Source organism: Paraclostridium sp. AKS73 (assembly GCF_025671395.1).
Taxonomy (GTDB): Bacteria; Bacillota; Clostridia; order Peptostreptococcales; family Peptostreptococcaceae; genus Paraclostridium; species Paraclostridium benzoelyticum.
The window spans coordinates 1-23,444 of record NZ_JAIXHU010000047.1; the positions used below are offsets into that span (position 1 = coordinate 1).

Here is a 23,444-nt window from a genome sequence, read left to right on the forward strand (position 1 = left end):
AAAAGAAAATATCAAAGGGAATCATGAGAAAAATAGAAATTTTAAATAGAATTATTTTTAATGTGGTTTTTATAAGTGGGGGGTAAAATGAAATATAAATGTATTGAGGAAGATATATTAAAATCCTCGCCTACTCCATATATAGTTGGAGAAATATGCACAATAACAGATAAAAAAAATGTAATAAAAATCAATTTTATAAGTGAAACATTAAAAAACATTTTAGATACAGATGAAACTAAGATAGTAGGCGAAGAAAAATTTCATATTTTAGATGGAAATAAAAGCATAGATATATTTGAACATATAATAAATGAAAAAAAAGTAAGTGTTAATGTTAAAAATAGTAGCGCAAACTTTGAATTAATATCTACAAACTTATATGATAACAATTATGTAATTTGGTTTGTTGATAAAAATGAACAAATAGAACATGAGATAAACAACAAAATAAGAGGTGATTTTTTCGCAAATCTATCTCATGAACTTAGAACGCCGTTAAATATAATCTTTAGCTCACTTCAAGTTTTGGACTTAAAATTAAAAAATATAGAAAAGAAAGAAGATCAATCAATCACAAAATATATAAATATGGCAACTCAAAACACATATAGATTACTTAAATTGGTAAACAATCTAATTGATTCAAACAAAATAACATCTGGATACTTTGAATATAATCCTCAAAACTATGATATTGTATATTTTGTAGAAAGTATTTGTCAATCTATTGTAGACTTTGCTAAGCAAAAAAATATAGAAGTTATATTTGATACTGAGATAGAAGAAAAAATAATTTCTTTCGATTTAGACAAAATGGAACGAATAATACTAAATATACTATCTAATTCAATTAAGTTTACAAAAGAACAAGGGAAAATAGAAATTTATATAAGAGAATCAAATGAAATGTTAGAAATAGAAATATCTGATGATGGAATAGGAATACCTCAAAATAAATTAAATTCTATATTTGAAAGATTTAAGCAAGTAGAAAATAATACTATAAGAAGTGGAGAAGGTAGTGGAATTGGATTATACTTAGTAAAAAGCTTAGTTGATATGCATGGAGGTTATATAGATGTTGAGAGTGAGCTTGGACTTGGCACAACATTTAAGATAAGTATACCTGCTGAAATAGAAGAAGAATATGAATGTAATATAATAGAAAAGAACCTACAAAATTCTTATATAGAAAAAATAAAAGTAGAATTTTCTGATATTTATGCATAAACAAAGGTCTCGATTACAAATTGTAATCGAGATTTTTGTATTTATTTGCTATAATTAAAGTATAAATTCGGTATACAGAATAAGGGGAGATAAATTTGATCGTTCATAGTTATGAAGATGTTTTACAAGTATGTCCTATACCGTATGTATGGGGAAAACGTATAAGTAACAAAAATGGAAGCTTTGACTATATAATTAAGGGTGGAAATGAATTATTACTAAAAAATTAAAAATGGAAAGTGAGGATACGATATTAAATAAGGATGTATGTGAGATATTAGGGATATCAAAAGATGAAATTGAATTATTTGATGAAGTAAGTAATAATAACTTTACAAGGTATCAATATGTTTGTAATTTAAAAGATATATATAAAGTAACTTTAAATATAGATAAATATGATAATTTTTATATGTGGTTTCAGGTTTATCATGTAAGTAGCAATTACAATTTACTAATTCAAAATAATTTAAAAGCCATAATTTGGACAAAAGATATTAATGGTAGATACATAAAGGTTAATAGAAACTTTGAAGAATTAGTTGGCATGCCTAAAGGGGAAATAATAGGTAAGAAAAATAAAGAACTTGAAATTCACAATGGATTTGAACATATGGAAGAATATGAAAAGTTAATATTAGATAAAAAAGAAGATGCTATTGAAAAAATAATATTTGAGGATAATAAATGGGTTAGTATTTTTATACATCCAATGATTGATGAAGATAAAAATGTTATAGGAACATATGGATTTAAAATTTATGATTATGTAAACTCAAAGACACCAATAGGGATAGAAAATAGAAATAAAATGCTAGAAATAATTGTAGACAACTTACCTATACCTATTTTTTATAAAGATGTCCAAGGGGTATATTTGTACTGTAATGAAGCTTTTGGAGAATTACTAGAATTAGATAGAAAAAAAATTATTGGTAAGAAAGATTACGATTTAAATTTAAAAGAAGAAAAAATAATTGAGTATAGAGAAGCTGATAATAAAGTGATCAAACATAAAATTACAAATGTAAATGAAGATTTTATGGAAAGAAATTCAGGAGACAAGTACGTAGAAATTACTAAGGTTCCTTTATGGGATTATAGAAAAAAGTAATAGGCGTAATTGGGATTATAATAGATTTAACTCAAAAAAAAGCCACCGAAAGAGAGCTTGAGAAACTTAGATTAGACTTTTTTCAAATTTAACTCATGAATTTAGAACTCCATTAAATTTAATATTTTCATCAGTTCAGTTAATAGATCAAAGTATTCCAAAGATAGAAAAAGGTGATATTAATATATTAATAAGATATTTAAATATAATAGATCAAAATGGAATGCGGCTTTTAAAGTTAGTTAATAATTTAATTGATTCAACCAGAATTGATTCAGGTTGTGTAGATTATAATCCTCAAAATCAAGATATAGTAAGCTTTGTAGAAAACATATGCGATTCGGTTGTAGAGTTTAGTAAGTCTCAAAATATAGATCTAATTTTTGACACTGACCAAGAAGAGAAAATTATATCTTTTGATAGTGACAAAATGGAGAGAGTGATACTAAACTTATTATCTAATGCAATAAAATATAATAAAGAAAACGGTCAAATAGATGTTGGGATTAGATGTAATCCAGAACATATAGATATAAGCATTAAAGATACTGGAGTAGGGATACCTAAAGATAAAATTAATGATGTTTTTGAAAAATTTAAACAAGTTGATAATAGGTTGACTAAAATAAGTGAAGGTAGTGGAATTGGACTTTCTATAGTTAAATCCTTAGTGGAATTGCATGATGGAACTATAAGTGTAAAAAGTGAAATAGGAGTTGGAACAGAGTTTGAAGTGAAAATTCCAAATCAAATAGTTTTACAGGGTTCAAGTAAAAATTCTATTCAAAATGAATCTATTAATATAGATAAAAAATACAGATAGAGTTTTCTGATATATATTAAGATTAAACGGCCTAAAATCAAGTGTGTAGTAAAAATTACTTGATTTAGGCTGTTTTTAGTAGATTATCATATTAAATTTTTATATTGAGTAAGTAGTATAAGTTATACAATATTAAATTTATAGAAATAAATTTTAAAACCTTATTAACATATCTCTCACCTTTTGAACTGGTTTTTAATCTAGATAGTTTGAAATTAAAACCTAAAGGGAAAATAAATCAACACCTTCATATGTGAAAATATCTAATAATATATGAGAGGCATATCCCAAAAACATACCATATGAGGAACAAATTAATATAATATTTTTATCTCCTATTAAAACTATTAATTTTAAAAATTCTGATAGAATTAATAGAAATAAAATACTATGAGTAAAACCTCTATGTTTTGTTCGCTTTGAAATAAACTTTGACAAGTGAGGCCATTTTTTACTCATATAAGACTTTCTAGTATCTAAATCGGGTAATAAAGATCCTAAATTAGCAAACTGAAAATAAATAAAAAAAGCATCAATTTATATAAAGTATTAAAGTTATCTAAATATACATTGCTAAAAGCAGAAAACGTAAGAGCTGCAATTAAGTATCCTCCAGATGAATGTGTTTCCTTTGTCATTAAAATACCCTTTCTAATAATTGGTTATTTAAACCTTATTATATATCAAAAAAAATGAATATGGAATCGAACAAATATAAAAACTTAATTTATTTTAAAATAATATACTGTATACAATTTAAAAAAAGTGTAATTAGTAGTATAATTAAATGATGGGGAAAAAAGGAGGAAACTAAATGGACAAAGAAAAAACGTGTAATCTATTAAAGCATACTGAAAATTTAAAATTTAAACTTATATTAGAAAGTACTATAATAGGAGCGATTGTTGGAGTTACGATAGTACTTCATAGAATATTATTAGAAAAAGTAACTAATGTATTTATGTGGTTTTACTCTAATAGTAAAGGAAATTTAATAAATACTATTTTACTATTTGGATTATTAATCATAAGTGGATATATAGTAGGACTTATGGTGAAAAAGGTGCCATTAATTAGTGGTAGTGGTATACCTCAGGTAGAAGGAATACTAATGAAAAAATTAAAAGGAAGCTGGGTAAGTGTTTTAATAAATAAATTTGTAGGTGGGCTTATAGCATTAGGAGCAGGTTTATCACTTGGAAGAGAAGGCCCTTCTGTTCAAATGGGAGCTAGTATAGGCGAAGGATTTTCAAAAGTTTTTAAAAGAGTTAGTGTTGAAGAAAAATATTTAATAACTAGTGGAGCAAGTGCAGGATTAGCAGCGGCTTTTAATGCACCGATATCAGGAGTAATGTTTGCATTAGAGGAGGTTCATAAAAACTTTTCGCCATTAGTTTTACTTTCAGTTATGGCATCTGCATTAACATCTGACTTTATTACAAAAACATTTCTAGGAATTGGGAAATCACTTAACTTTGTAGGTGTTAGAGCTTTAGATTTAAAATATTATTGGCTTTTGATACTATTAGGTATTATAGTTGGGATAAGTGGAGTTATATTTAACAGTGGAATTTTAAAAACCCAATATATGTTTAAAAAATCAAAATTAAGCACTGAGATAAAAGTAATAATCCCATTTTTAATAACTGGTGTCGTGGGATTAACTGCACCAATTTTATTAGGTGGAGGACATGAACTTATAATGTCTTTAGATAAAAGCTCAATGACATTAAAAATGCTATTATTATTTTTATTGATTAAATATTTACTTACATTTGTAGGATTTGGATCAGGGGTACCTGGAGGGATATTTTTCCCTTTATTAGTTCTTGGAGCATTAATTGGAAATATATTTGGAATAGTAGCAGTTAATGTATTTGATATACCAAGTATGTATATATTAAATTTTATAATACTTGCTATGGCTGGAAATTTTGCATCTATAGTAAAAGCACCTATAACTGGAATTATATTAATATGTGAGATGACAGGAAGCTTTAATCACTTATTATCACTTTCTATTGTATGTATAATTGCATATATAACATCTGATTTATTTAAATCTGAACCTATATATGAAAGTTTACTTGAAAGATGCTTAGAGAGTGGCAATAACAAATTTGAATCTAACTCATCTAGAAAAAGTCTTATGGAAGTTGCGGTTCATTTAGGGTGTGAAATAGAGCATAAACAGGTAAAAGATGTAAAATGGCCAGAAAATTGTTTGATAGTATCGATAACAAGAGGAGGTAAAGAGATAATTCCAAAAGGAGATACTACTTTAATTGGAGGAGATTATTTAACTATAATGGCAGATGAAGAAAATTCTGCATGTGCTTTAGACTATGTAACAGATTTAACATCTAATATAAAATTATTATAGAATTTTATTGAGCTCAATCACATATATATTAAAATGTACAAGGTACAAATTTGATATATGATAGGTGATTGCATGAGAAGAAAAAAGCTTATAATAAATGCAATAATAATGACATTCTCAACTATTATATTTGGATTTATATCTATGTTTTTCAGGGTATATTTATCCAAAAAAATAGGACCGGAAGGAATGGGATTGTATCAGCTTATAATGTCTGTATATATTATGGCTGTAACATTTTCGAGTGCTGGAATCAGAATAGCAATTACAAGGCTTGTTGCAGAACAAGTAGGAAAAGGAAATAATAAGGGTATCAGAACTATAGTAAATAAAGGATGTATATACAGTTTGTTTTTCAGTGTATTAACATCTATTGTACTTTTTTATGGAGCGGAATATATAGGCAATGTATTTTTAAACGATGTAAGATCTGTACTATCATTAAAAATATTAGCTTATAGTTTACCGTTTATAGGAATTTCGTCTTGTTTAAGTGGTTACTTTTATGGAGCGAGGGAAGTTGTTAAGTCTGTTTCAGCAGAAATTTTAGAACATTTATTAATGATGGCAATTTCTATAGCAGCTATTACTATATTTATAGATGCTAACATAGAAAATATATGCGCACTTATATGTGTAGGTATGGCTGTAGGTAATATAGTATCTTGTATATATGCCTACATATTGTGTGCACTTAAAACAAGACCATTAAGTAGAACGGTATGTTGTAGCAATTACAATGAATGTAGAATTAGTGACATAAGTAAAATAGCATTTCCAATAGCATCAAGTTCATATATTCAAAGTGGACTTAGGACTATAGAAGATATATTAATACCTAATGCTCTTAGAATGTCTGGGACTTCGATTTCGGCATCTTTATCAATATTTGGAATGATAAAAGGTATGGCGCTTCCTATAATAAATTTTCCAGCAGTATTTTTAAGTTCATTTGCAACTTTGATAATACCAGAAATATCAGAAGCACACTCATTAAATAGGAATAAAATGGTAAATTTTATAATTTCTAATGTATTTAGAATAACATTTATAATATCAATATTTGCATCAGGTGTTTTTATTGCATTTGCAAGCGATATAGGAATGGCAGTTTATAGCAATAAAGATATAGGGCCTATAATTAGAATTTTAGCCCCAGTAATACCTATAATGTATTTAGAAAGAATAATGGATGGGATTTTAAATTCTTTAAACAAGCAAGTTGCATTACTAAAAATAAATTTGTTTGATATGGTTATTAGAATTCTTATAATATACTTTATAATACCTACAAAGGGCATAGAAGGGTTTATATTAGTTATATTTATAAGTAATATTATTAACTTTGGATTGAATATGATAAATGTTTTAAAAACTACCAAGTTACAATTTAAAATGTTTAATTGGGTTATAAAACCAATTTTATGCATAGGTGTATCTGTTATAATAGCTTCATTTATAGGATATAATATTATAAATAAAATATTTATTTCTATGGCTATATATATAGCTATGCTTATGATAACTAGATGTATAAGAATAAAAGATCTTAACTGGGTAATAGATAGTTTTAGGCTAGCAAAAGATATAAATGTACATAGTATAAAATTATATAGTGATAGATATATATAAGAAAAGAGTTTGCATATTGCAAACTCTTTTCTTGTATTTAAATAGAAATAAATTTTGAGAAATTATTGAATATTAAGAAATATATGGATATAATTAACGTGTAGAAAAAATAGTATATAAATGAAATTAAAACCATGAAGGTTAATCATGTCGTAAGACATGTAACTTTTGTGGTTTTTTTACGCTTAAATAAGGGGGATAATTTATGAAACTAAAAAGGTCGATATCTATAGCATTAACTATGATGCTTACTGTTGCAACGATTACAGGATGTACAAGTTCAAAAGAAGGAGAAAAATCGAGCGCTAAAGGTAATACAAGCTCCAGAATAGAGAATAGTGAACTTGTTGCTGCAGTAGCATATGAACCAGATGAGGGGTTTGATGCTACAACTGGTGGTCATGGATCAATGACTAGAGTATTTTTTTCAACACTATTTAAAAGAGATAAAAATTTAGGAATGGAAAATGATTTAGCAACAGGATATAAGGTTTCCGATGATAGGTTAACATGGAATGTATCTATAAGAGATGGGGTTAAATTTAGCGATGGAGAAAATTTAACAGCTGAAGACGTTGTATATACATATGAAAAGGCAAAAGAAAGTGGATCTAATATAGATTTAACTATCTTAGACAGTGTAAAAGTAATGGATGATCATAATATAGAGTTTAAATTAAAAGAACCTCAATCTACATTTATAGAGAAAATGGCATCGATAGGTATAGTTCCTAAGCATGCACATAATGAAAAATTTGCACAAAATCCAATTGGATCAGGTCCATATAAATTTGTTCAATGGGATAAAGGTCAACAAGTTATAGCAGAAGCTAATGAAAATTATTATGGGGAAAAGCCTAGTATAAAAAAATTAACTATGGTGTTTTTAGATGATGATGCAGCTTATGCAGCTGTAAAATCGGGAGAAGTAGATATAGCCTCTATACCAGGATCTTTTGCGAAAGATAAAGTAGATGGAAAAAGGTAATTGAGTTAGATAGTATAGAAACTTATGGGATAGAATTCCCTATGCAAAAAAGTGGAGAAAAAAATAAAGATGGACATCCTGTTGGTAATGATGTAACAAGGGATAAATCAATAAGAGAAGCTTTGAATTATGCTATAAATAGACAAGAGCTAGTAGATGGAGTTTTAGATGGATTTGGAGCTGTATCAACAACTGGTCTTGAAAAAATGCCTTGGCTTAATAAGGAAACAATATTAAAAGGTGATGGAGATATAGAAAAAGCTAAGAACATACTTAAAGAAGGCGGATGGAAGGACTCAAACTCTGATGGCATTTTAGAAAAAGACGGTACTAAAGCTGAGTTTAAATTGCTTTACACAGATGGAAAATACAGACAAGAATTAGGCTTATCGGTAGTTGAAACTGCAAAACAATTAGGCATAAAAATCGATTTAGAAGCTAAAACATGGGATACTATAGAACCTGAGATAAACTCTCAACCTGTATTATTTGGATGGGGATCAGGAGATCCATCAGAGCTTAACTATTTATATAGTAGCAAAGTTATAGGAGTTGGAGTTCCTTGGAATAATGCTGGATACTATAAAAATGAAAAAGTTGATGACTATATAAGTAAAGCCTTGCAAAGTGAAAATGAAAATGAAGCTATTGAATATTGGAAAAAAGCTCAATGGGATGGAGAAACCGGGTTTTCAACTAAAGGAGATTTAACATATGCATGGCTTGTAAATGCAGGTCATTTATACATAGCTGATGAAAATCTAGATATAGGAACTCCAGTTGTTCAACCACATGGAGGTAGAATTCTTGATAATATAACAGAATGGAAATGGAAAAAGTAAATTTTTCAAGGAGATACTCATATGAATAACCCTAATAATATAGGAATATTTTTAATAAAAAAAATTATAAGACTCATAACTCTTTTAATTGCTGTGTGTATATTAAGCTTTGTTTTAATGGAAAAGTCACCGATAGATCCTATCAAGGCTTATGTAGGTGCTGATTTAAGTGTTACACAAGAACAAAGAGAAGAAATAGCTAATCATTGGGGGCTTAACAAACCTCCTGCTGAAAGATTTATATCATGGTTTAGCTCAATACTGAAAGGTGATTTTGGAACATCAATGATATATAGACGACCTGTAATAGATGTTATAACCGAAAAATTTATGGCATCTTTAGCTCTTATGGTTGTGGCATGGACAATTTCTGGCATATTAGGATTTGTTATGGGGGTTATATCTGGAATAAAAGAAGGTAGCATAGTTGATAAAATTATAAGGGGGTATTGTCATATTTTAATTTCAACTCCTACCTTCTGGTTAGGTATTTTACTTATCATGATATTTTCTGTTAAGTTAAAATTATTTCCGGTTGCACTAGGTGTACCTATTGGAGTGTTGGCAAGTGAAGTTACATTAAAAAGTCTATTAAAACACTTAATACTTCCGGCATTGACTTTAAGTGTTATAGGTGTAGCCAATATATGTTTACATACGAGAGAAAAAGTTATTGAAATTTCAAATAGTGATTATGTACTTTTTGCAAAGGCAAGAGGAGAAAGTAGTAAAAGTATAATATTTAATCATATTATAAGAAACGTAGCTTTACCAGCTATAACTCTTCAGTTTTTATCATTTAGTGAGTTATTTGCAGGAACTATATTTGCAGAACAAGTCTTTTCATATCCAGGACTTGGACAAGCTACAGTTGACGCAGGAATTAAAGGAGACTTACCTCTTTTAATGGGTGTAGTTATAATAAGTTTGATATTTGTATTTACTGGAAATTTAATTGCAGATATTTTATATAAAGTTATCGATCCTAGAATGAAGGAGGGAAATACTAACTAATGGAACAACTTCAATATATAAAAGAAAAAACTCATTCTAACAGTAAGATTAATATAGGAATAAGGGAGAAAACTATTGTATCTATATTAATTTTTAGTTGTTTTTTAATAGGAATAATTGTATTTGGTAGCTTTATAAGTGAAAATCAAATAGCTATAGATTTAACTCAGAAAAATATATCTCCAAATTTAAATTACTTATTTGGTACAGACTGGATGGGAAGAGATATGTTTTATAGAACTATAAAAGGTCTTAGTTTAAGTATGAAGATAGGTGTTATGGCATCTATGATAAGTGGATTAATAGCATTAACTTTAGGGCTAATGAGTGCTACTATGGGAAATACAGTTGATTCTATAATTACATGGATTATAGATTTATTTCTTTCTGTGCCACATGCCTTAGTTATAATACTTATATCTATATCTCTAGGTGGAGGACTAAAAGGAATTATAATAGGTGTAGCTATTACACACTGGCCATCATTAACAAGGATAATAAGGGCAGAAGTAATGCAAATAAAAAACTCTGAATATGTGAAGCTGTCCAAAAACTTTGGTAAATCCAACGTATATATTGCTACAAAACACATATTGCCACATATAATCCCTCAACTTCTAGTAGGAGTAGTATTAATATTTCCACATGCTATATTACATGAGGCTTCTATAACTTTTTTAGGATTTGGACTTCAACCTCATGAACCTGCTATTGGAATAATTTTATCAGAAGCTATGAAATATTTAAGTAGTGGTAGATGGTGGTTAGCTTTTTTCCCAGGGATAAGCTTGGTCTTAGTTTCGTTAATGGTTGATAATATAGGTAAACAAATAAGTAAACTTATAAATCCTAAGTTAGCACATAAATAGGAGGTTGTATGAAAGATCCAGTACTAAGTGTTAAAAATTTAGAAGTTAGCTTTTCTCAATATACAAAAGGATTAAGAAAAAGAAATTTAAAAGTTATAACAAATTTAGATATAGATTTATATGAAGGTGAAATACTAGCTGTTGTGGGTTCAAGTGGATCGGGGAAAAGTTTGTTAGCTCATGCAATACTTGGAATACTTCCTAGAAATTCTAAGGTTGAAGGTAGCATAATTTATAAAAATGAAATTTTAGATAAAAAAAGAAAAGAAAAATTAAGGGGGAAAGAGATTGTGTTAATACCACAATCAATAAATTACCTAGATCCTCTTATGAAAGTTTCTGATCAAGTTAAATTATCATTAGAAAATAAAAAAGAAGCAAGTGAAATACAAAGAAATATTTTTCAAAGTATGGATTAAATGAAAATGTTGATAAGATGTTTCCATTTCAATTATCAGGGGGGATGGCAAGAAAAGTTTTACTATCAACAGCATTAGTAAGTGATACAAAAGTAATAATAGCAGATGAACCTACTCCTGGTTTAGATGAAAAATCATTAAATGAAGCATTAGGACATTTTAGAGATATTGCAGACAATGGATGTGCTGTTTTAATGATAACACATGATATTGATGCAGCATTAAAGGTAGCTGATAAAATTGCTGTATTTTATGCAGGAACTACCTTGGAAATTGCTAATGTAATAGATTTTAAAAGTGGGAATGAAAAACTTAGACATCCTTATACAAAAGCTCTTTATAATGCTTTACCTCAAAATGAATTTAAACCAATACCTGGATTCCAACCACTTCCAACTGAGATTCCTAAAGGATGTTTATTTTATGAACGATGTGAAGTTAGATCCAATGATTGTAAAAACAAAAGACCTAATACTAAGTATATTAGGGGGGGAATGGTGAGGTGTTTAAATGCAACTTAAAGCCAAGGATATAAGTTTTAAGTATAAAAATAGCAATACATATGTTTTGAAAAATGTAGACTTTGAAATTAACAGTGGTGAAATAGTTGGATTAGTTGCGCCAAGTGGATTTGGGAAAACTACTTTGGCTAAAATTTTAGCTGGATATGAAAACTCATATACAGGAAATGTAAAAATTGAAGGTATAAATAAAAAATAAGTATAATCCAGTGCAATTAATTTTTCAACATCCAGAAAAAGCCGTTAATCCCAAGTGGAAAATGAGTCAAATTTTAACAGAATCATTTAATCCACCTAAAGAACTTTTAGATTATATAGGAATAAAATATGAGTGGTTAAACAGATACCCAAATGAGCTTTCAGGAGGGGAACTACAGAGATTTTGTGTTATAAGAGCTTTATCTAAAGATACTAAGTTTTTAATTGCTGATGAAATGACAACTATGTTAGATGCTATAACTCAAGCACAAATTTGGAATGTAGTTTTAGATTATATCAAAAAAAACAATATAGGGCTTATAGTGATAAGTCATGAGAAAGCTTTAATTCAAAGAATTTGTGATAGGGTTGTTAATTTAGAAAAATTTAAGTTGAAAATTTAGTTTTAGAATAAAGAAAAATATATATTGATACTAGATTTCCAATTTGATATATTAAAATTAGGAACAAAAATCAAAATCATATCAAAGGCATTTTAAATACATCATAAATAAAGTTAAACTACTAAAATGGGGGTCTTTATTATGAGTAAAAAATATGTTGCAGAGCCATTTAAAATTAAAATGGTTGAACCTATCAAAATGACTACAAAGGAACAAAGAGAAGAAAAAATCCAAGAAGCAAATTATAACCTATTTTCATTAAAAGCAGATGACGTATACATAGACTTATTAACAGACAGTGGAACAGGGGCAATGAGTTCAAAGCAATGGGCAGCAGTAATGCTAGGAGATGAATCATATTCTGGAGCAAGTAGCTACTTCAAATTAGTAGAAGCTGCAAAAGATATATTTGGATATAAATATATACAACCAGTTCATCAAGGTAGGGCTGCAGAAAAAGTATTAGTTCCTTTATTTGTAGAACAAGGAAAATACGCTATATCAAATATGCATTTTGATACAACTCGAGCACATGTTGAGTTAACTGGGGCTAAAGCTATTGACTGTGTAGTACCTGAAGCTTTAGATACAGTAGCCTATGCTCCATTTAAAGGAAATATGGACATAGAGCGAATGGAAAAATTAATAAATGAGTTTGGTGTAGAAAACGTTGGAGTTATAATAATGACAGTAACTAACAATACTGCAGGCGGGCAACCTGTATCAATGGAAAATATGAGAGAGACTTATAAAGTCGCTCAAAAATATAAAATTCCTGTATTGATAGATGCTGCAAGATATGCAGAAAATGCATACTTCATAAAAACTAGAGAAGAAGGATATGAAGATAAAACTATAAAAGAAATTGTAAAAGAAATGTTTAGTTATGGAGACATGTTAACTATGAGTTCTAAAAAAGATGCTATAGTTAACATGGGAGGGCTTATAGGAGTTAGAGATGACGAAGAGTTATACAACAATGTAAAAGCTCGTACAATATCATTTGAAGGGTTTGTTTCTTATGGAGGTTTAGCTGGGCGTGATTTAGAGGCTTTATCTGTTGGTCTTTATGAAGGAATTGATTTTGATTATTTAAAATATCGTATAGGACAAATGGAGTACATTGCAAATAGACTTGATGAGGCAGGAATAGCTTATCAATCGCCAGTTGGTGGTCATGCGGTGTTTATAGATGCTAAGAAGTTACTTCCACATATACCGTACTACCAATTCCCTGCACAAGCACTTGCAATAGAATTATATAAAGAAGCTGGAATTAGAACTTGTGATATAGGTTCATATATGTTAGATAATGATCCTGTAACAGGTGAACAACGTCAATCAGAATTAGAGCTTACAAGACTAGCGATTCCAAGAAGGGTTTATACTCAAGCTCATCTAGATGTTATTGTAGATGCATTAATATCTATAAAAGAAAGAGCTGATCAAATAAAAGGTTATGAAATAACTTGGCAACCCAAAGTTTTAAGACACTTTACATCAAAACTTAAACCTATAGAGTAGGATGAGTTAGCAAGAGATACTTAAAATAATATTGTGAGAAAGATAAATATTTAAATTTTACTCCCAAAGCGTGAAGATGCTTTAAAGGTCGTTAAAACTCAAATATTTATCCTAAACAAATTATTTTGAAGTATCTCTTTTTTACGCTTAAGGAAATTATATTTAACTAATATTGTGGATAACTTATAGAATATATTAATACCAAAGTTTTGGTGAAAGTAAAAATTACATTTTGAGCAACGGACGAAGTCGTTGGCGACATGAGCGAAGCGAATTTTTTATGTTGGGATGGAGTTCAAATGGGTGGAGAAATAATATATAATAAAGTTATAAATATACAATTGGAGATGAGTTATTTTGAAACCTTATATAGATATATTGGAAAATCAAAGAAGGCATTTAAATGAAGTTGGAACAATTAGTGTTGAAGACAGAATTAAAGCTTTAAAAGATTTAAAACAAACGATAAAAAAATATGAAAATGAAATTATAGATGCACTTTATAAAGATCTAGGAAAATCTGAATTTGAAAGTTATACCACAGAGGTTGGATTTATATATAGGTCTATAAATCATGCATTAAAAAATATAAAAAATGGAATAAAGTAAAAAGAGTAAGAAATGATATAGCGCAAATGCCAGGAAAGTCATATGTATATAACTCTGCATATGGAAGTGTTCTTATAATAGGTCCTTATAATTATCCTTTTCAATTAACTATAGAACCGCTTATAGGAGCTATAGCTGGTGGAAATACAGCTGTTATTAAACCTTCAGAATACACTACTAATGTTGAATATATATTAGTTAAAATTATTAAAGAGTGTTTTAATTCAAATTATATTGATATAGTGGGAGGGGATTATAATGTAAATAGTAATTTATTAGATCTAAATTTTGATTATATATTTTTTACAGGAAGCGTGAATGTAGGTAAAATAGTTATGGAAAAGGCTAGTAAAAACTTAATTCCTACAACTTTAGAATTAGGTGGTAAATCACCAACGATAGTAGATAAAACTGCAAAACTAGATGTGGCAGCAAAACGTATAGCATGGGGGAAATTTGCAAATGCTGGCCAAACTTGTGTAGCACCTGATTATTTATTAGTCCATGAAGATATATATGAAGAATTTATACAAAAGTTAAAGATTACTATAACGAATTTTTATGGAGAGAAAATAAAAGATAGTAAAGATTTTGGAAGAATTGTTAATGACCGTCATATGAGTAGGTTAAAAGATATACTAGATAAAGATCATGAAAAAATAGTATTTGGGGGAGAAATTGAGATGGAAACAAGATATATTTCACCTACTATTTTAAAAGATGTTAACTACAATGATGCAGTTATGCAAGATGAAATCTTTGGCCCTATAATGCCTATTATAAAATATAGTGAACTTGACGATATAAGGTTTTACTTAAACTTACATCAAACACCACTGGCGTTATATGTTTTTTCAGAAGATAAATATTTTAGTGATTATATAATTAAAAACTTTACTTTTGGAGGTGGATGCATAAATGATACAATAACACATGTTGCATCTACAAATCTTCCATTTGGAGGAGTTAAAACATCTGGAATTGGAAGATATCATGGATACAATAGTTTTAAAACTTTCACATATGAAAAAGCAATTGTAAAAAGAAGTAGTAAAATAGATATAAATTTAGTATTTCCACCATATAAAGATAAATTAAAATTAATAAAAAAGTAATGAAATAAAATTTAAAAATGTAAAAATTTTACTGTATTTGTTAATGAAAATAAGAGAAAACTAAAAGTGATGTATATTTAAGTCAATATATTTTACTGGAGGTGCTTATTTTGAAAAATAATTCATTTTTAAATAGTGTAAGAGGCATATTCAAAGAAATGCTATATATGGAAAGTGAAAACACTAATACAGATAGAGAAAAAGTAACCGAAATAGATAAGTATGGAAATAAAACTACTTACTATAGAGCAGGAGCAGGACCTGATCAGCCAAATACAATAAATCAAAAATTTGAATAAAGATAAAACAAGGAAAGAATACATCAAGGTTTCTGTGTATTCTTTCTTTATTTTTATGTTTAACATAGCACATATAAATAAAGAAAATAGTAAAATAAATAGACGATAATTATTAGGGGGGGATTAAATTGACTATAGATCTAAAGGGGAAATCATTTTTGACTTTATTAGATTATACAGAAGAAGAAATAAGATACCTATTAGACCTAGCAAAGCTTTATAAAATAGCTAAAAAGTTAGATAGATCTCACAAAAAATTAGATACTAAAAATATTGCACTTATATTTGAAAAAGATTCAATTAAGACAAGATGTACATTCGATGTTGCTGCTAAGGATTTGGGAATAGGAGTAACATATATAGGTGGCAATGAACTACAAGTTGATAAAAAGGAATCTATAAAAGATTTTGCTAGAATATTTGGGAAAATATATGATGGGATAGCTTACTTTGGAGGAACTCAAAATAATTTAAATAAATTAAATGAATTTGCTGAAATTCCTGTATGGAATGCGATGACAAATCAGCATCATCCCACTCAAGTTTTAGCAGATTTATTAACTATAGAAGAAAAGTTAGGACATTTAAAAGGAACTAATATTACATTTGTTGGAGATGCAAAAAATAATGTAGTGAATTCCTTTATGATAGTATGCGCAAAGATGGGAATTAATTTTACTATATGTGCGCCAAGTGATCTATATCCTGATAAATCATTGGTTAATAAATGTAAAAATATAAGTAAAAAATAAATCTAACATAAATTTAACTGAAAATATTCAAGAAGGAACGAAAGGTGCAGATGTAATTTACACTTCTCCATGGAAATCTATACTAGAATCAAATGATATTTCAAAAGATAAGATAGAAAAGCTAACAAATTACAAAGTTAGTATAGAACTTATGAATAATTGTAGTAAGAATGTGATATTTATGCACTGTTTACCTGCTTTTCATAATTTAGAAACTAAATTCGGAAGAGATATTTATGAAGATTTTGGAATAAAAGAAATGGAAGTCACAGATGAAGTTTTTGAATCTAATTACTCTGTTGTATTTAATCAAAGTGAAAATATAATGCATACAATAAAAGCTATAATCGTTGCAACCTTAAGCGTTTAATATAAATAATACTAATTAAATAATGCATATAAAATAGGTATATGATCATATTCTATTTTATATATAAATATAATTAACAAAAAATTAACGAAAAAGTTTGGTTTTTAACTAAAGCTTAATCTCGATTTAATAATTAACAACAACTTAACAAAAAAGAGAGTTTTTTAACATTGGCTTAACTTAAATTGACAAAATATTTGTTAAAATCAAATTAATGAAAAAACAGAAAAACACGTTTGATTTTTAAGGAGGAAATTATTAGTGGAAATAGCAATAAACTTGATGGGAGGACTGGGACTATTCTTATATGGTATGAATCTTATGGCAGATGGTCTTCAGAAATCAGCAGGAGAAAAATTAAAAAGAATAATTGGACTTTTAACTAGTAATGTATTAATGGGAGTTTTAGTAGGAGCTCTAGTAACAGCAATTATACAAAGTAGTAGTGCAACTACGGTTATGGTAGTTGGATTTGTTAATGCAGGAATCATGACATTACCTCAAGCTATAGGAGTTATAATGGGGGCTAATATAGGAACAACTATAACAGCACAGCTTGTATCTCTTGATTTAGTTGGAATAGCACCTTTAGCATTAGGTATAGGTATAGTAATGTATTTATTTTCAAAAAATCAAAAAACAAAAACAATAGCAGAAATTTTAATAGGTTTCGGTATATTATTTACTGGAATGGATTTTATGAAAAATGCAGTAAAACCATTATCAGAATTTCAAGGATTTACTGATGCATTAGTTGCTTTTGGAAATAGACCAATTCTGGGTATTTTATTAGGATTTGGAATAACAGCAATAGTACAAAGTTCTAGTGCTTCTATGGGAATGTTATTAGCACTTGCATCTCAAGGATTAATACCTTTAACGGCAGCACTTCCTATACTATATGGAGAAAATATAGGTACATGTGTTACATCTTTAATATCTAGTATAGGGGCTAGTATAAACGCTAGAAGAGCAGCCTTAATGCACTTAGTGTTCAACATAATAGGAACTATTATATTTATGTTAATTTTAACAAAACCTATAACTATGATAGTTCAAAATTTAAATCCAGATGATGTAAGTAGACAAATTGCAAATGCTCATACATTATTTAATATAACAAATGTTATATTACTGCTTCCTTTCTCTAAATATATAGTAAAGCTTACTATGAAGCTTATGCCAGAAAGAGAAGAAGAGATAAATAGCAAAAAAACTGTTCATTACATAGATGACAGGATGATGGAAACTCCATCTATAGCATTATCAAATACGATAAAAGAGACTTTAAGAATGGGTGAAAAAGCCAAAGAAAGCTTAGACAATGCAATGGAAGGGTTTTTAAATAAATCAAAAGAAAAAGTAGATGAATCTTTTAGTAATGAAAAGCTAATAAATATTTTACAAAAAAGTATACTGAATTATTTATTAAAATTATCTAAAACTTCATTAAATGACAATTCAAGAGAGAGTGTAGATTTATTGTTTAATACTGTAAATGATATAGAAAGAGTTGGGGATCATGCAGAAAACATAGCAGAGCTTGCAACTACTGTTATAGACAATAATTTAAGTTTATCTAAAGATGGGTCTGTTGAACTTAAAGACTTATATCAAAAAGTTATAGACACATACAGTTTAGCTCTTGAAAGTTTAGAAAAGTCAGATGTGGATTTAGCTTGTAGAGTAATAAAAATGGAAGAACAAGTTGATATGATGGAAAAAAGCTGTAGAGCAAATCATATGAGAAGATTAAATGCAAGTTCTTGCAGTGTAGATTCTGGAGTTATATTCTTAGATTTAATTAGTAATCTAGAAAGAGTATCGGATCATTCTGCTAATATCGCTCAACAGGTTATAAAATCTAGTAATAAGAAATTTGCATAATATAAAACTTTAAATAAAAAGCTTTATCGATATATTAAAATTGATAAAGCTTTTATGTTAATTAAACTATAAATGTAATTAAATTTTAAAAATTATAAAAATTGGCAGAAAGTATTGTACTAGTGAATAAAAAATTGTAATATATACATATAATATAGTGTATGCTAAAAGATAAAGAGTGTAGACTAAATAAGATATCAATATATACAAGTACATATATGTTATAAGAAATAGTATTTAAATTTTAAGTTGTATATATAATTATTGATATTAAATAAGATTATAATTAAGTTTAAATAATATTAATGATAGTTAAAGGAGAATGAAATTATGGCAATGGGAGCACCAACACCACACAATAGCGGTAAATTAGGAGATATAGCAGAAACAGTATTATTACCAGGAGATCCTTTAAGAGCTAAATTTATAGCAGAAACTTTCTTAGAAGACGTTGTTCAATACAACACTGTAAGAGGTATGAATGGTTACACTGGATACTATAATGGCAAAAAAATATCAGTACAAGGTACAGGTATGGGATGTCCATCAATAGGAATATATACATATGAATTAATACATTTTTATGGAGTTAAAAATCTTATAAGAATAGGTTCTGCAGGAGCTTTACATGAAGATTTAAAAATGCATGATATAGTAATAGGTATGGGTTCTTGTACAGATTCTAATTATGCATCTCAATACAACTTACCAGGGACATTTGCACCAGTAGCAAGCTATGAGTTACTTAGCAAAGCTGTAGATGTTGCAAAAAGTCAAGGCGTTGAGCCTAAAGTTGGAAACATACTATGCAGTGATGTATTCTATGGAGATGAAGGATTAGATTCTTTAGCAAAATGGACTAAAATGGGAGTGTTAGCTGTAGAAATGGAATCAGCTGCACTTTATATGAACGCTGCAAGAGCTGGAGTTAATGCTCTTTGTATATTAACAATTTCTGATTGTCCTTTCAAAGGAGAAGCAACTACTGCTATGGAAAGACAAACTGCATTTACAAGAATGATGAATATAGCTTTAGAATTAGCTTAATATAAAAACTCGCCTTTATAGTATAAACTGTGAAAGCGAGTTTTTTTTATGTTAAAAAACTTAAATATTAATGGTTTTTACACTTAAAGGTCTAATTAAATAATGCAAGTAAAGTAAGAAATTGATATAGATTAAAAAATAAGATGTCGAAATTTTGCAATTTATAGAAAAATGAATCGGATTATGGTAACATTATAAATATAAATACTAGGTTTTTATTAATTAATAGGGAATGATGTGGAAATCATCAACAGCCCCCGCTACTGTAATTACGGACGAGTCTTTTTTTAGCCACTGAAGAATTTCTTTGGGAAGGTAAAGATTAGGATGATGTATAAGTCAGGAGACCTGCCTAGATAAAACCAACTTTCGGAGGGAGAGACAAAATGAAAATATCAAAAATCAAATTAAGTTTGCTTAGCTTAGTTATAGGGCTAAGCTTTGTAGGGTGCAGTAAAACTCAAATTAAAACTGAAGACACTACTACAATAAAGGTAGAAAAAACAAATGAAACAAAGGATGATTACTATCCAGTAACTATTACTACGCATAATAGTAACAAAGAAGAAATAAAGGTTACTATAAAAGAAAAACCTAAAAAGGCGCTGGCAGTTTATCAAGACTCTATAGAAACTATGCTAGCACTAGGGTTAGAAGATAATATAGTTGCTGCAGCCGGGTTAGATCATAAGGTTAAAGATGAATATCAAGAAGCCTTTAAAAAGGTTAAGTATTTAGATGAATTTACACCTTCTAAAGAAAATACTATGATGTTACAACCAGACCTTATAGTGGGATGGGATTCTTTGTTTACAGATAAAACTTTAGGAACAGTAGACTTTTGGCAAGACAAAGGTACAAATACATACATGGCATTAAATAGTGGAGCAGTAGAGCATAAGACTATTAAAAATGAATGTGAAGATATATTAAATATAGGTAAAATATTTAACGTTGAAGATAAAGCTAAAAAGATAGTTGATAATATAAATAAAAAAGTAAATGAAGTTGTAGAGTCTGAAAAAGGCAAAAAGCAACAAACTACTTTAATAGTTGAATTTTTAGATGATAAAATTAGTGGATATGGGAAAAGCACTTTAGGTGGAGATATGGTAACTAAACTAGGTGCAAAATTATTAAATGAAGATGGCAACTCACTAAGTAAAGAAGATTTAGTAAAATTAAATCCAGACAGTATATTTGTAGTATATATGAATAGAGATGATGATAGTAAAAAATCTGAAGAAACTAAAAACTTAGTTATGAATGACAAAGCATTACAAAGTTTAAATGCAGTTAAAAATAATAGAGTTTATCCAATAGAACTAGGACAAATGTATTGTAGTGGAGTAAGAACTATAGATGGAATAGAAACTTTTGCAAATGGAATTTATCCAAGTAAGTAGAAAGAGGGACATGGACATATGCAATCAATGAAAAGCTTAAGAAAATATGAAAATAATGAAGAGAAGGGCTTTGTGAAAACAAAGCCTTTATATATATTAGTTATTATGGGTCTTATTATTGCTTTAATTTTGTCTATTTTATTTGCTGTAACAATAGGTTCAAGTGACATCAGTATAAAGCAAGTATATCAAATAATAGGGTATAAACTATTTAGTATAGGAAATGAAAATACTTTATCTAATGGAGCTATCCATGATGTAGTGTGGTTTATTAGGCTACCTAGAATAATTTTAGCTTTATGTGTAGGAATAGGACTGTCTGTATGTGGAGTTGTAATGCAAGCTATAGTAAAAAATCCTCTAGCAGACCCTTATATACTTGGTGTATCATCTGGAGCATCCTTAGGGGCTACAATAGCTATAATGTTAGGATTTACAACTTTATTAGGACAAAACTCAATAGGAATATTTGCATTCTTTGGTGCATTTTTAGTTTCGATGTTAGTTTTAATGATTTCAAACACAGGATCAAGATCTAACTCTACAAAACTATTATTAGCGGGGATGGCTTTGAGTTCTGTTTGTAGTGCATTTTCAAGTTTTATAGTTTATATAAAAAATGATGCAGAAGGAATGAAAAATATAACATTCTGGCTTATGGGGAGTTTAGCTGGAGCTGAATGGGAAGAAATAGTATTTATACTTCCATTGATTTTAATAGGGACTATATTCTTTTTAAGTCAATATAGGATATTAAATTTAATGTTGTTGGGGGATGACGTAGCTATAACATTAGGAACTGATTTATATAGGTATAGACAAGTATACTTAGTTGTAACTTCTCTCCTAGTAGGATTAGTAGTTTATTCATCTGGGATGATTGGATTTGTTGGACTTATAATACCACACATTGTTAGAGGATTATTTGGGACTGACCATAAAAAATAATTCCAATATCTGCACTTTTAGGAGCTATATTTTTAATATGGTCGGATGTATTGTCTCGAATAATAATAAAAAATGCAGAACTTCCTATTGGAATACTTATATCTATGATAGGAGCTCCTTGCTTTGTTTATCTAATGATAAGAAGAAGTTATGGGTTTGGAGGTACTAATTAATGAGAATAGAAACTAAAAAATTAGAACTTTCTATAAATGAAAATAAAATATTAAAAGGTATAGATATTGATGTTAAAAATAAAGAATTTGTAGGAATTATAGGGCCTAATGGAAGTGGGAAATCCACTCTTTTAAAGTGTATATATAGAAACTTAACCCCAAGTAACGGTGTAATATACCTAGATGACACTAATATTAAAAATATACCAACTAAAGACAGTGCTAAAAAAATTGGAGTTGTAGCTCAACATAATCATAATAACTTTGATTTTTCGGTATTAGATATGGTACTTATGGGGAGAAGCCCTTATAAAAAAATTATGGACAGAGATACAAAGGAAGATTATGAAATTGTATATAATGCCATAGATAAAGTAAATATAAGGCATTTAATTAATAGAAACTTTAATACTTTATCTGGAGGAGAGCAACAAAGAGTTATATTAGCAAGGGCTTTAGCTCAAGATACAAAGTGTTTAATACTTGATGAACCAACTAACCATTTAGATATTAAATATCAGTTACAATTAATGGGTATTGTTAAAGACTTAGATATAGAAGTTATAGCAGCTATTCATGACTTAAATATTGCAGCTATGTATTGCGATAAAATATATGTATTAAAAGATGGAAAAATTAGGGCTTATGGAACGCCAAAACAGGTTTTAACTACAGAACTTATAAAGGAAGTTTATGGCGTTAATGCTAAAATTTTAAAAGCTGAAACTGATGATAATATAAATATAATTTTTAAAAATAATTAAATTAAATGAAGACAATTAAATACGGTAAATATTATAAAAAGCGAAATGTTTGAAGAAAATAAAAAACCATATATGATACACGGAGTAACTGGAAGTGGAAAGACAGAAGT

At 28.3% G+C, this 23,444-nt stretch carries 25 protein-coding genes, 1 pseudogene and 1 riboswitch; of the genes and pseudogenes, 25 read left to right on the forward strand and 1 reads right to left on the reverse strand.

Annotated features, from left to right (window positions below; all coding sequences use genetic code 11):
• Positions 1-87: 87 nt before the first annotated feature.
• The 4 genes from LEQ07_RS17515 to LEQ07_RS17530 all read left to right on the forward strand — a co-directional run bounded on the left by LEQ07_RS17515 (position 88) and on the right by LEQ07_RS17530 (position 3,170).
• The gene (locus tag LEQ07_RS17515; RefSeq protein ID WP_064503613.1) at positions 88-1,233 is read left to right on the forward strand and encodes a sensor histidine kinase; all 1,146 of its coding nucleotides are present in this window, start codon (positions 88-90) and stop codon (positions 1,231-1,233) included.
• 95 nt (positions 1,234-1,328) lie between these two features.
• Positions 1,329-1,463 (forward strand): hypothetical protein, encoded by a 135-nt coding sequence (locus LEQ07_RS17520; RefSeq protein WP_263331674.1) that lies wholly within the window; start codon positions 1,329-1,331, stop codon positions 1,461-1,463.
• Positions 1,464-1,465: 2 nt separating this feature from the next.
• A complete protein-coding gene (locus LEQ07_RS17525) occupies positions 1,466-2,347 on the forward strand; it encodes a PAS domain-containing protein (protein ID WP_263331675.1) in 882 nt (293 codons plus the stop codon).
• A gap of 70 nt (positions 2,348-2,417) precedes the next feature.
• Positions 2,418-3,170: a sensor histidine kinase gene (locus tag LEQ07_RS17530; RefSeq protein ID WP_263331683.1), complete on the forward strand. Its 753-nt coding sequence runs from the start codon at positions 2,418-2,420 to the stop codon at positions 3,168-3,170.
• Positions 3,171-3,392: 222 nt separating this feature from the next.
• On the opposite strand, the gene LEQ07_RS23250 is transcribed toward LEQ07_RS17530, so the two are convergent.
• The gene (locus tag LEQ07_RS23250) at positions 3,393-3,707 is read right to left on the reverse strand and encodes a metal-dependent hydrolase (protein ID WP_442952440.1); all 315 of its coding nucleotides are present in this window, start codon (positions 3,705-3,707) and stop codon (positions 3,393-3,395) included.
• A gap of 277 nt (positions 3,708-3,984) precedes the next feature.
• Here LEQ07_RS23250 and LEQ07_RS17535 point away from each other — a divergent pair, with 277 nt between their 5' ends.
• The 21 genes and pseudogenes from LEQ07_RS17535 to LEQ07_RS17615 all read left to right on the forward strand — a co-directional run bounded on the left by LEQ07_RS17535 (position 3,985) and on the right by LEQ07_RS17615 (position 23,334).
• Complete coding sequence (locus tag LEQ07_RS17535) at positions 3,985-5,553, forward strand: ClC family H(+)/Cl(-) exchange transporter (protein WP_046823384.1); 1,569 nt, start codon at positions 3,985-3,987, stop codon at positions 5,551-5,553.
• A 72-nt stretch (positions 5,554-5,625) separates the two neighbouring features.
• Positions 5,626-7,185, forward strand: a complete 1,560-nt coding sequence (locus LEQ07_RS17540) for an oligosaccharide flippase family protein (protein WP_263331676.1) — start codon at positions 5,626-5,628, stop codon at positions 7,183-7,185.
• A 205-nt stretch (positions 7,186-7,390) separates the two neighbouring features.
• Positions 7,391-8,173 carry an ABC transporter substrate-binding protein gene (locus LEQ07_RS17545; RefSeq protein WP_263331677.1) on the forward strand — a complete coding sequence of 261 codons (783 nt, stop codon included), beginning with the start codon at positions 7,391-7,393 and terminating at the stop codon, positions 8,171-8,173.
• 41 nt (positions 8,174-8,214) lie between these two features.
• Positions 8,215-9,015, forward strand: coding sequence for an ABC transporter substrate-binding protein (locus LEQ07_RS17550; protein ID WP_263331678.1), 801 nt, complete (start codon positions 8,215-8,217; stop codon positions 9,013-9,015).
• 21 nt (positions 9,016-9,036) lie between these two features.
• Positions 9,037-10,029 carry an ABC transporter permease gene (locus LEQ07_RS17555; protein ID WP_046823103.1) on the forward strand — a complete coding sequence of 331 codons (993 nt, stop codon included), beginning with the start codon at positions 9,037-9,039 and terminating at the stop codon, positions 10,027-10,029.
• Positions 10,029-10,898, forward strand: a complete 870-nt coding sequence (locus LEQ07_RS17560) for an ABC transporter permease (RefSeq protein ID WP_263331679.1) — start codon at positions 10,029-10,031, stop codon at positions 10,896-10,898. The genes LEQ07_RS17555 and LEQ07_RS17560 overlap by 1 nt, the downstream gene beginning before the upstream one ends.
• A gap of 8 nt (positions 10,899-10,906) precedes the next feature.
• A complete protein-coding gene (locus LEQ07_RS20265; RefSeq protein ID WP_317852112.1) occupies positions 10,907-11,317 on the forward strand; it encodes an ATP-binding cassette domain-containing protein in 411 nt (136 codons plus the stop codon).
• A gap of 17 nt (positions 11,318-11,334) precedes the next feature.
• Positions 11,335-11,838, forward strand: a complete 504-nt coding sequence (locus LEQ07_RS20270; protein ID WP_317852113.1) for an oligopeptide/dipeptide ABC transporter ATP-binding protein — start codon at positions 11,335-11,337, stop codon at positions 11,836-11,838.
• A complete protein-coding gene (locus tag LEQ07_RS22140) occupies positions 11,828-12,037 on the forward strand; it encodes an ATP-binding cassette domain-containing protein (protein WP_332843320.1) in 210 nt (69 codons plus the stop codon). The genes LEQ07_RS20270 and LEQ07_RS22140 overlap by 11 nt, the downstream gene beginning before the upstream one ends.
• A 10-nt stretch (positions 12,038-12,047) precedes the next feature.
• Positions 12,048-12,440: an ATP-binding cassette domain-containing protein gene (locus LEQ07_RS22145; protein ID WP_332843321.1), complete on the forward strand. Its 393-nt coding sequence runs from the start codon at positions 12,048-12,050 to the stop codon at positions 12,438-12,440.
• Positions 12,441-12,581: 141 nt separating this feature from the next.
• Positions 12,582-13,964 (forward strand): tryptophanase, encoded by a 1,383-nt coding sequence (locus tag LEQ07_RS17575; protein ID WP_263331680.1) that lies wholly within the window; start codon positions 12,582-12,584, stop codon positions 13,962-13,964.
• A gap of 357 nt (positions 13,965-14,321) precedes the next feature.
• Complete coding sequence (locus LEQ07_RS20275) at positions 14,322-14,573, forward strand: hypothetical protein (protein WP_317852114.1); 252 nt, start codon at positions 14,322-14,324, stop codon at positions 14,571-14,573.
• Positions 14,574-14,599: 26 nt separating this feature from the next.
• The gene (locus LEQ07_RS17580; RefSeq protein ID WP_317852115.1) at positions 14,600-15,688 is read left to right on the forward strand and encodes an aldehyde dehydrogenase family protein; all 1,089 of its coding nucleotides are present in this window, start codon (positions 14,600-14,602) and stop codon (positions 15,686-15,688) included.
• 110 nt (positions 15,689-15,798) lie between these two features.
• Positions 15,799-15,987: a hypothetical protein gene (locus LEQ07_RS17585; RefSeq protein WP_046823098.1), complete on the forward strand. Its 189-nt coding sequence runs from the start codon at positions 15,799-15,801 to the stop codon at positions 15,985-15,987.
• A 128-nt stretch (positions 15,988-16,115) separates the two neighbouring features.
• Positions 16,116-16,739, forward strand: a complete 624-nt coding sequence (locus tag LEQ07_RS22150) for a hypothetical protein (protein ID WP_332843322.1) — start codon at positions 16,116-16,118, stop codon at positions 16,737-16,739.
• A gap of 55 nt (positions 16,740-16,794) precedes the next feature.
• Positions 16,795-17,109: a hypothetical protein gene (locus LEQ07_RS22155; protein ID WP_332843324.1), complete on the forward strand. Its 315-nt coding sequence runs from the start codon at positions 16,795-16,797 to the stop codon at positions 17,107-17,109.
• A gap of 261 nt (positions 17,110-17,370) precedes the next feature.
• Positions 17,371-18,996: a Na/Pi cotransporter family protein gene (locus LEQ07_RS17595; RefSeq protein ID WP_046823096.1), complete on the forward strand. Its 1,626-nt coding sequence runs from the start codon at positions 17,371-17,373 to the stop codon at positions 18,994-18,996.
• A gap of 336 nt (positions 18,997-19,332) precedes the next feature.
• Complete coding sequence (gene deoD / locus LEQ07_RS17600) at positions 19,333-20,043, forward strand: purine-nucleoside phosphorylase (protein WP_021428849.1); 711 nt, start codon at positions 19,333-19,335, stop codon at positions 20,041-20,043.
• Positions 20,044-20,235: 192 nt separating this feature from the next.
• Positions 20,236-20,413: riboswitch (cobalamin riboswitch) on the forward strand.
• A gap of 16 nt (positions 20,414-20,429) precedes the next feature.
• Entirely contained in the window at positions 20,430-21,449 is a 1,020-nt protein-coding gene (locus tag LEQ07_RS17605) for an ABC transporter substrate-binding protein (protein ID WP_263331681.1), read from the forward strand.
• Positions 21,450-21,554: 105 nt separating this feature from the next.
• A pseudogene (locus LEQ07_RS17610) lies at positions 21,555-22,570 on the forward strand (FecCD family ABC transporter permease).
• Entirely contained in the window at positions 22,570-23,334 is a 765-nt protein-coding gene (locus tag LEQ07_RS17615; RefSeq protein ID WP_263331682.1) for an ABC transporter ATP-binding protein, read from the forward strand. Before LEQ07_RS17610 ends, LEQ07_RS17615 begins: the two are co-directional and overlap by 1 nt.
• The last annotated feature ends 110 nt before the right edge of the window (positions 23,335-23,444 follow it).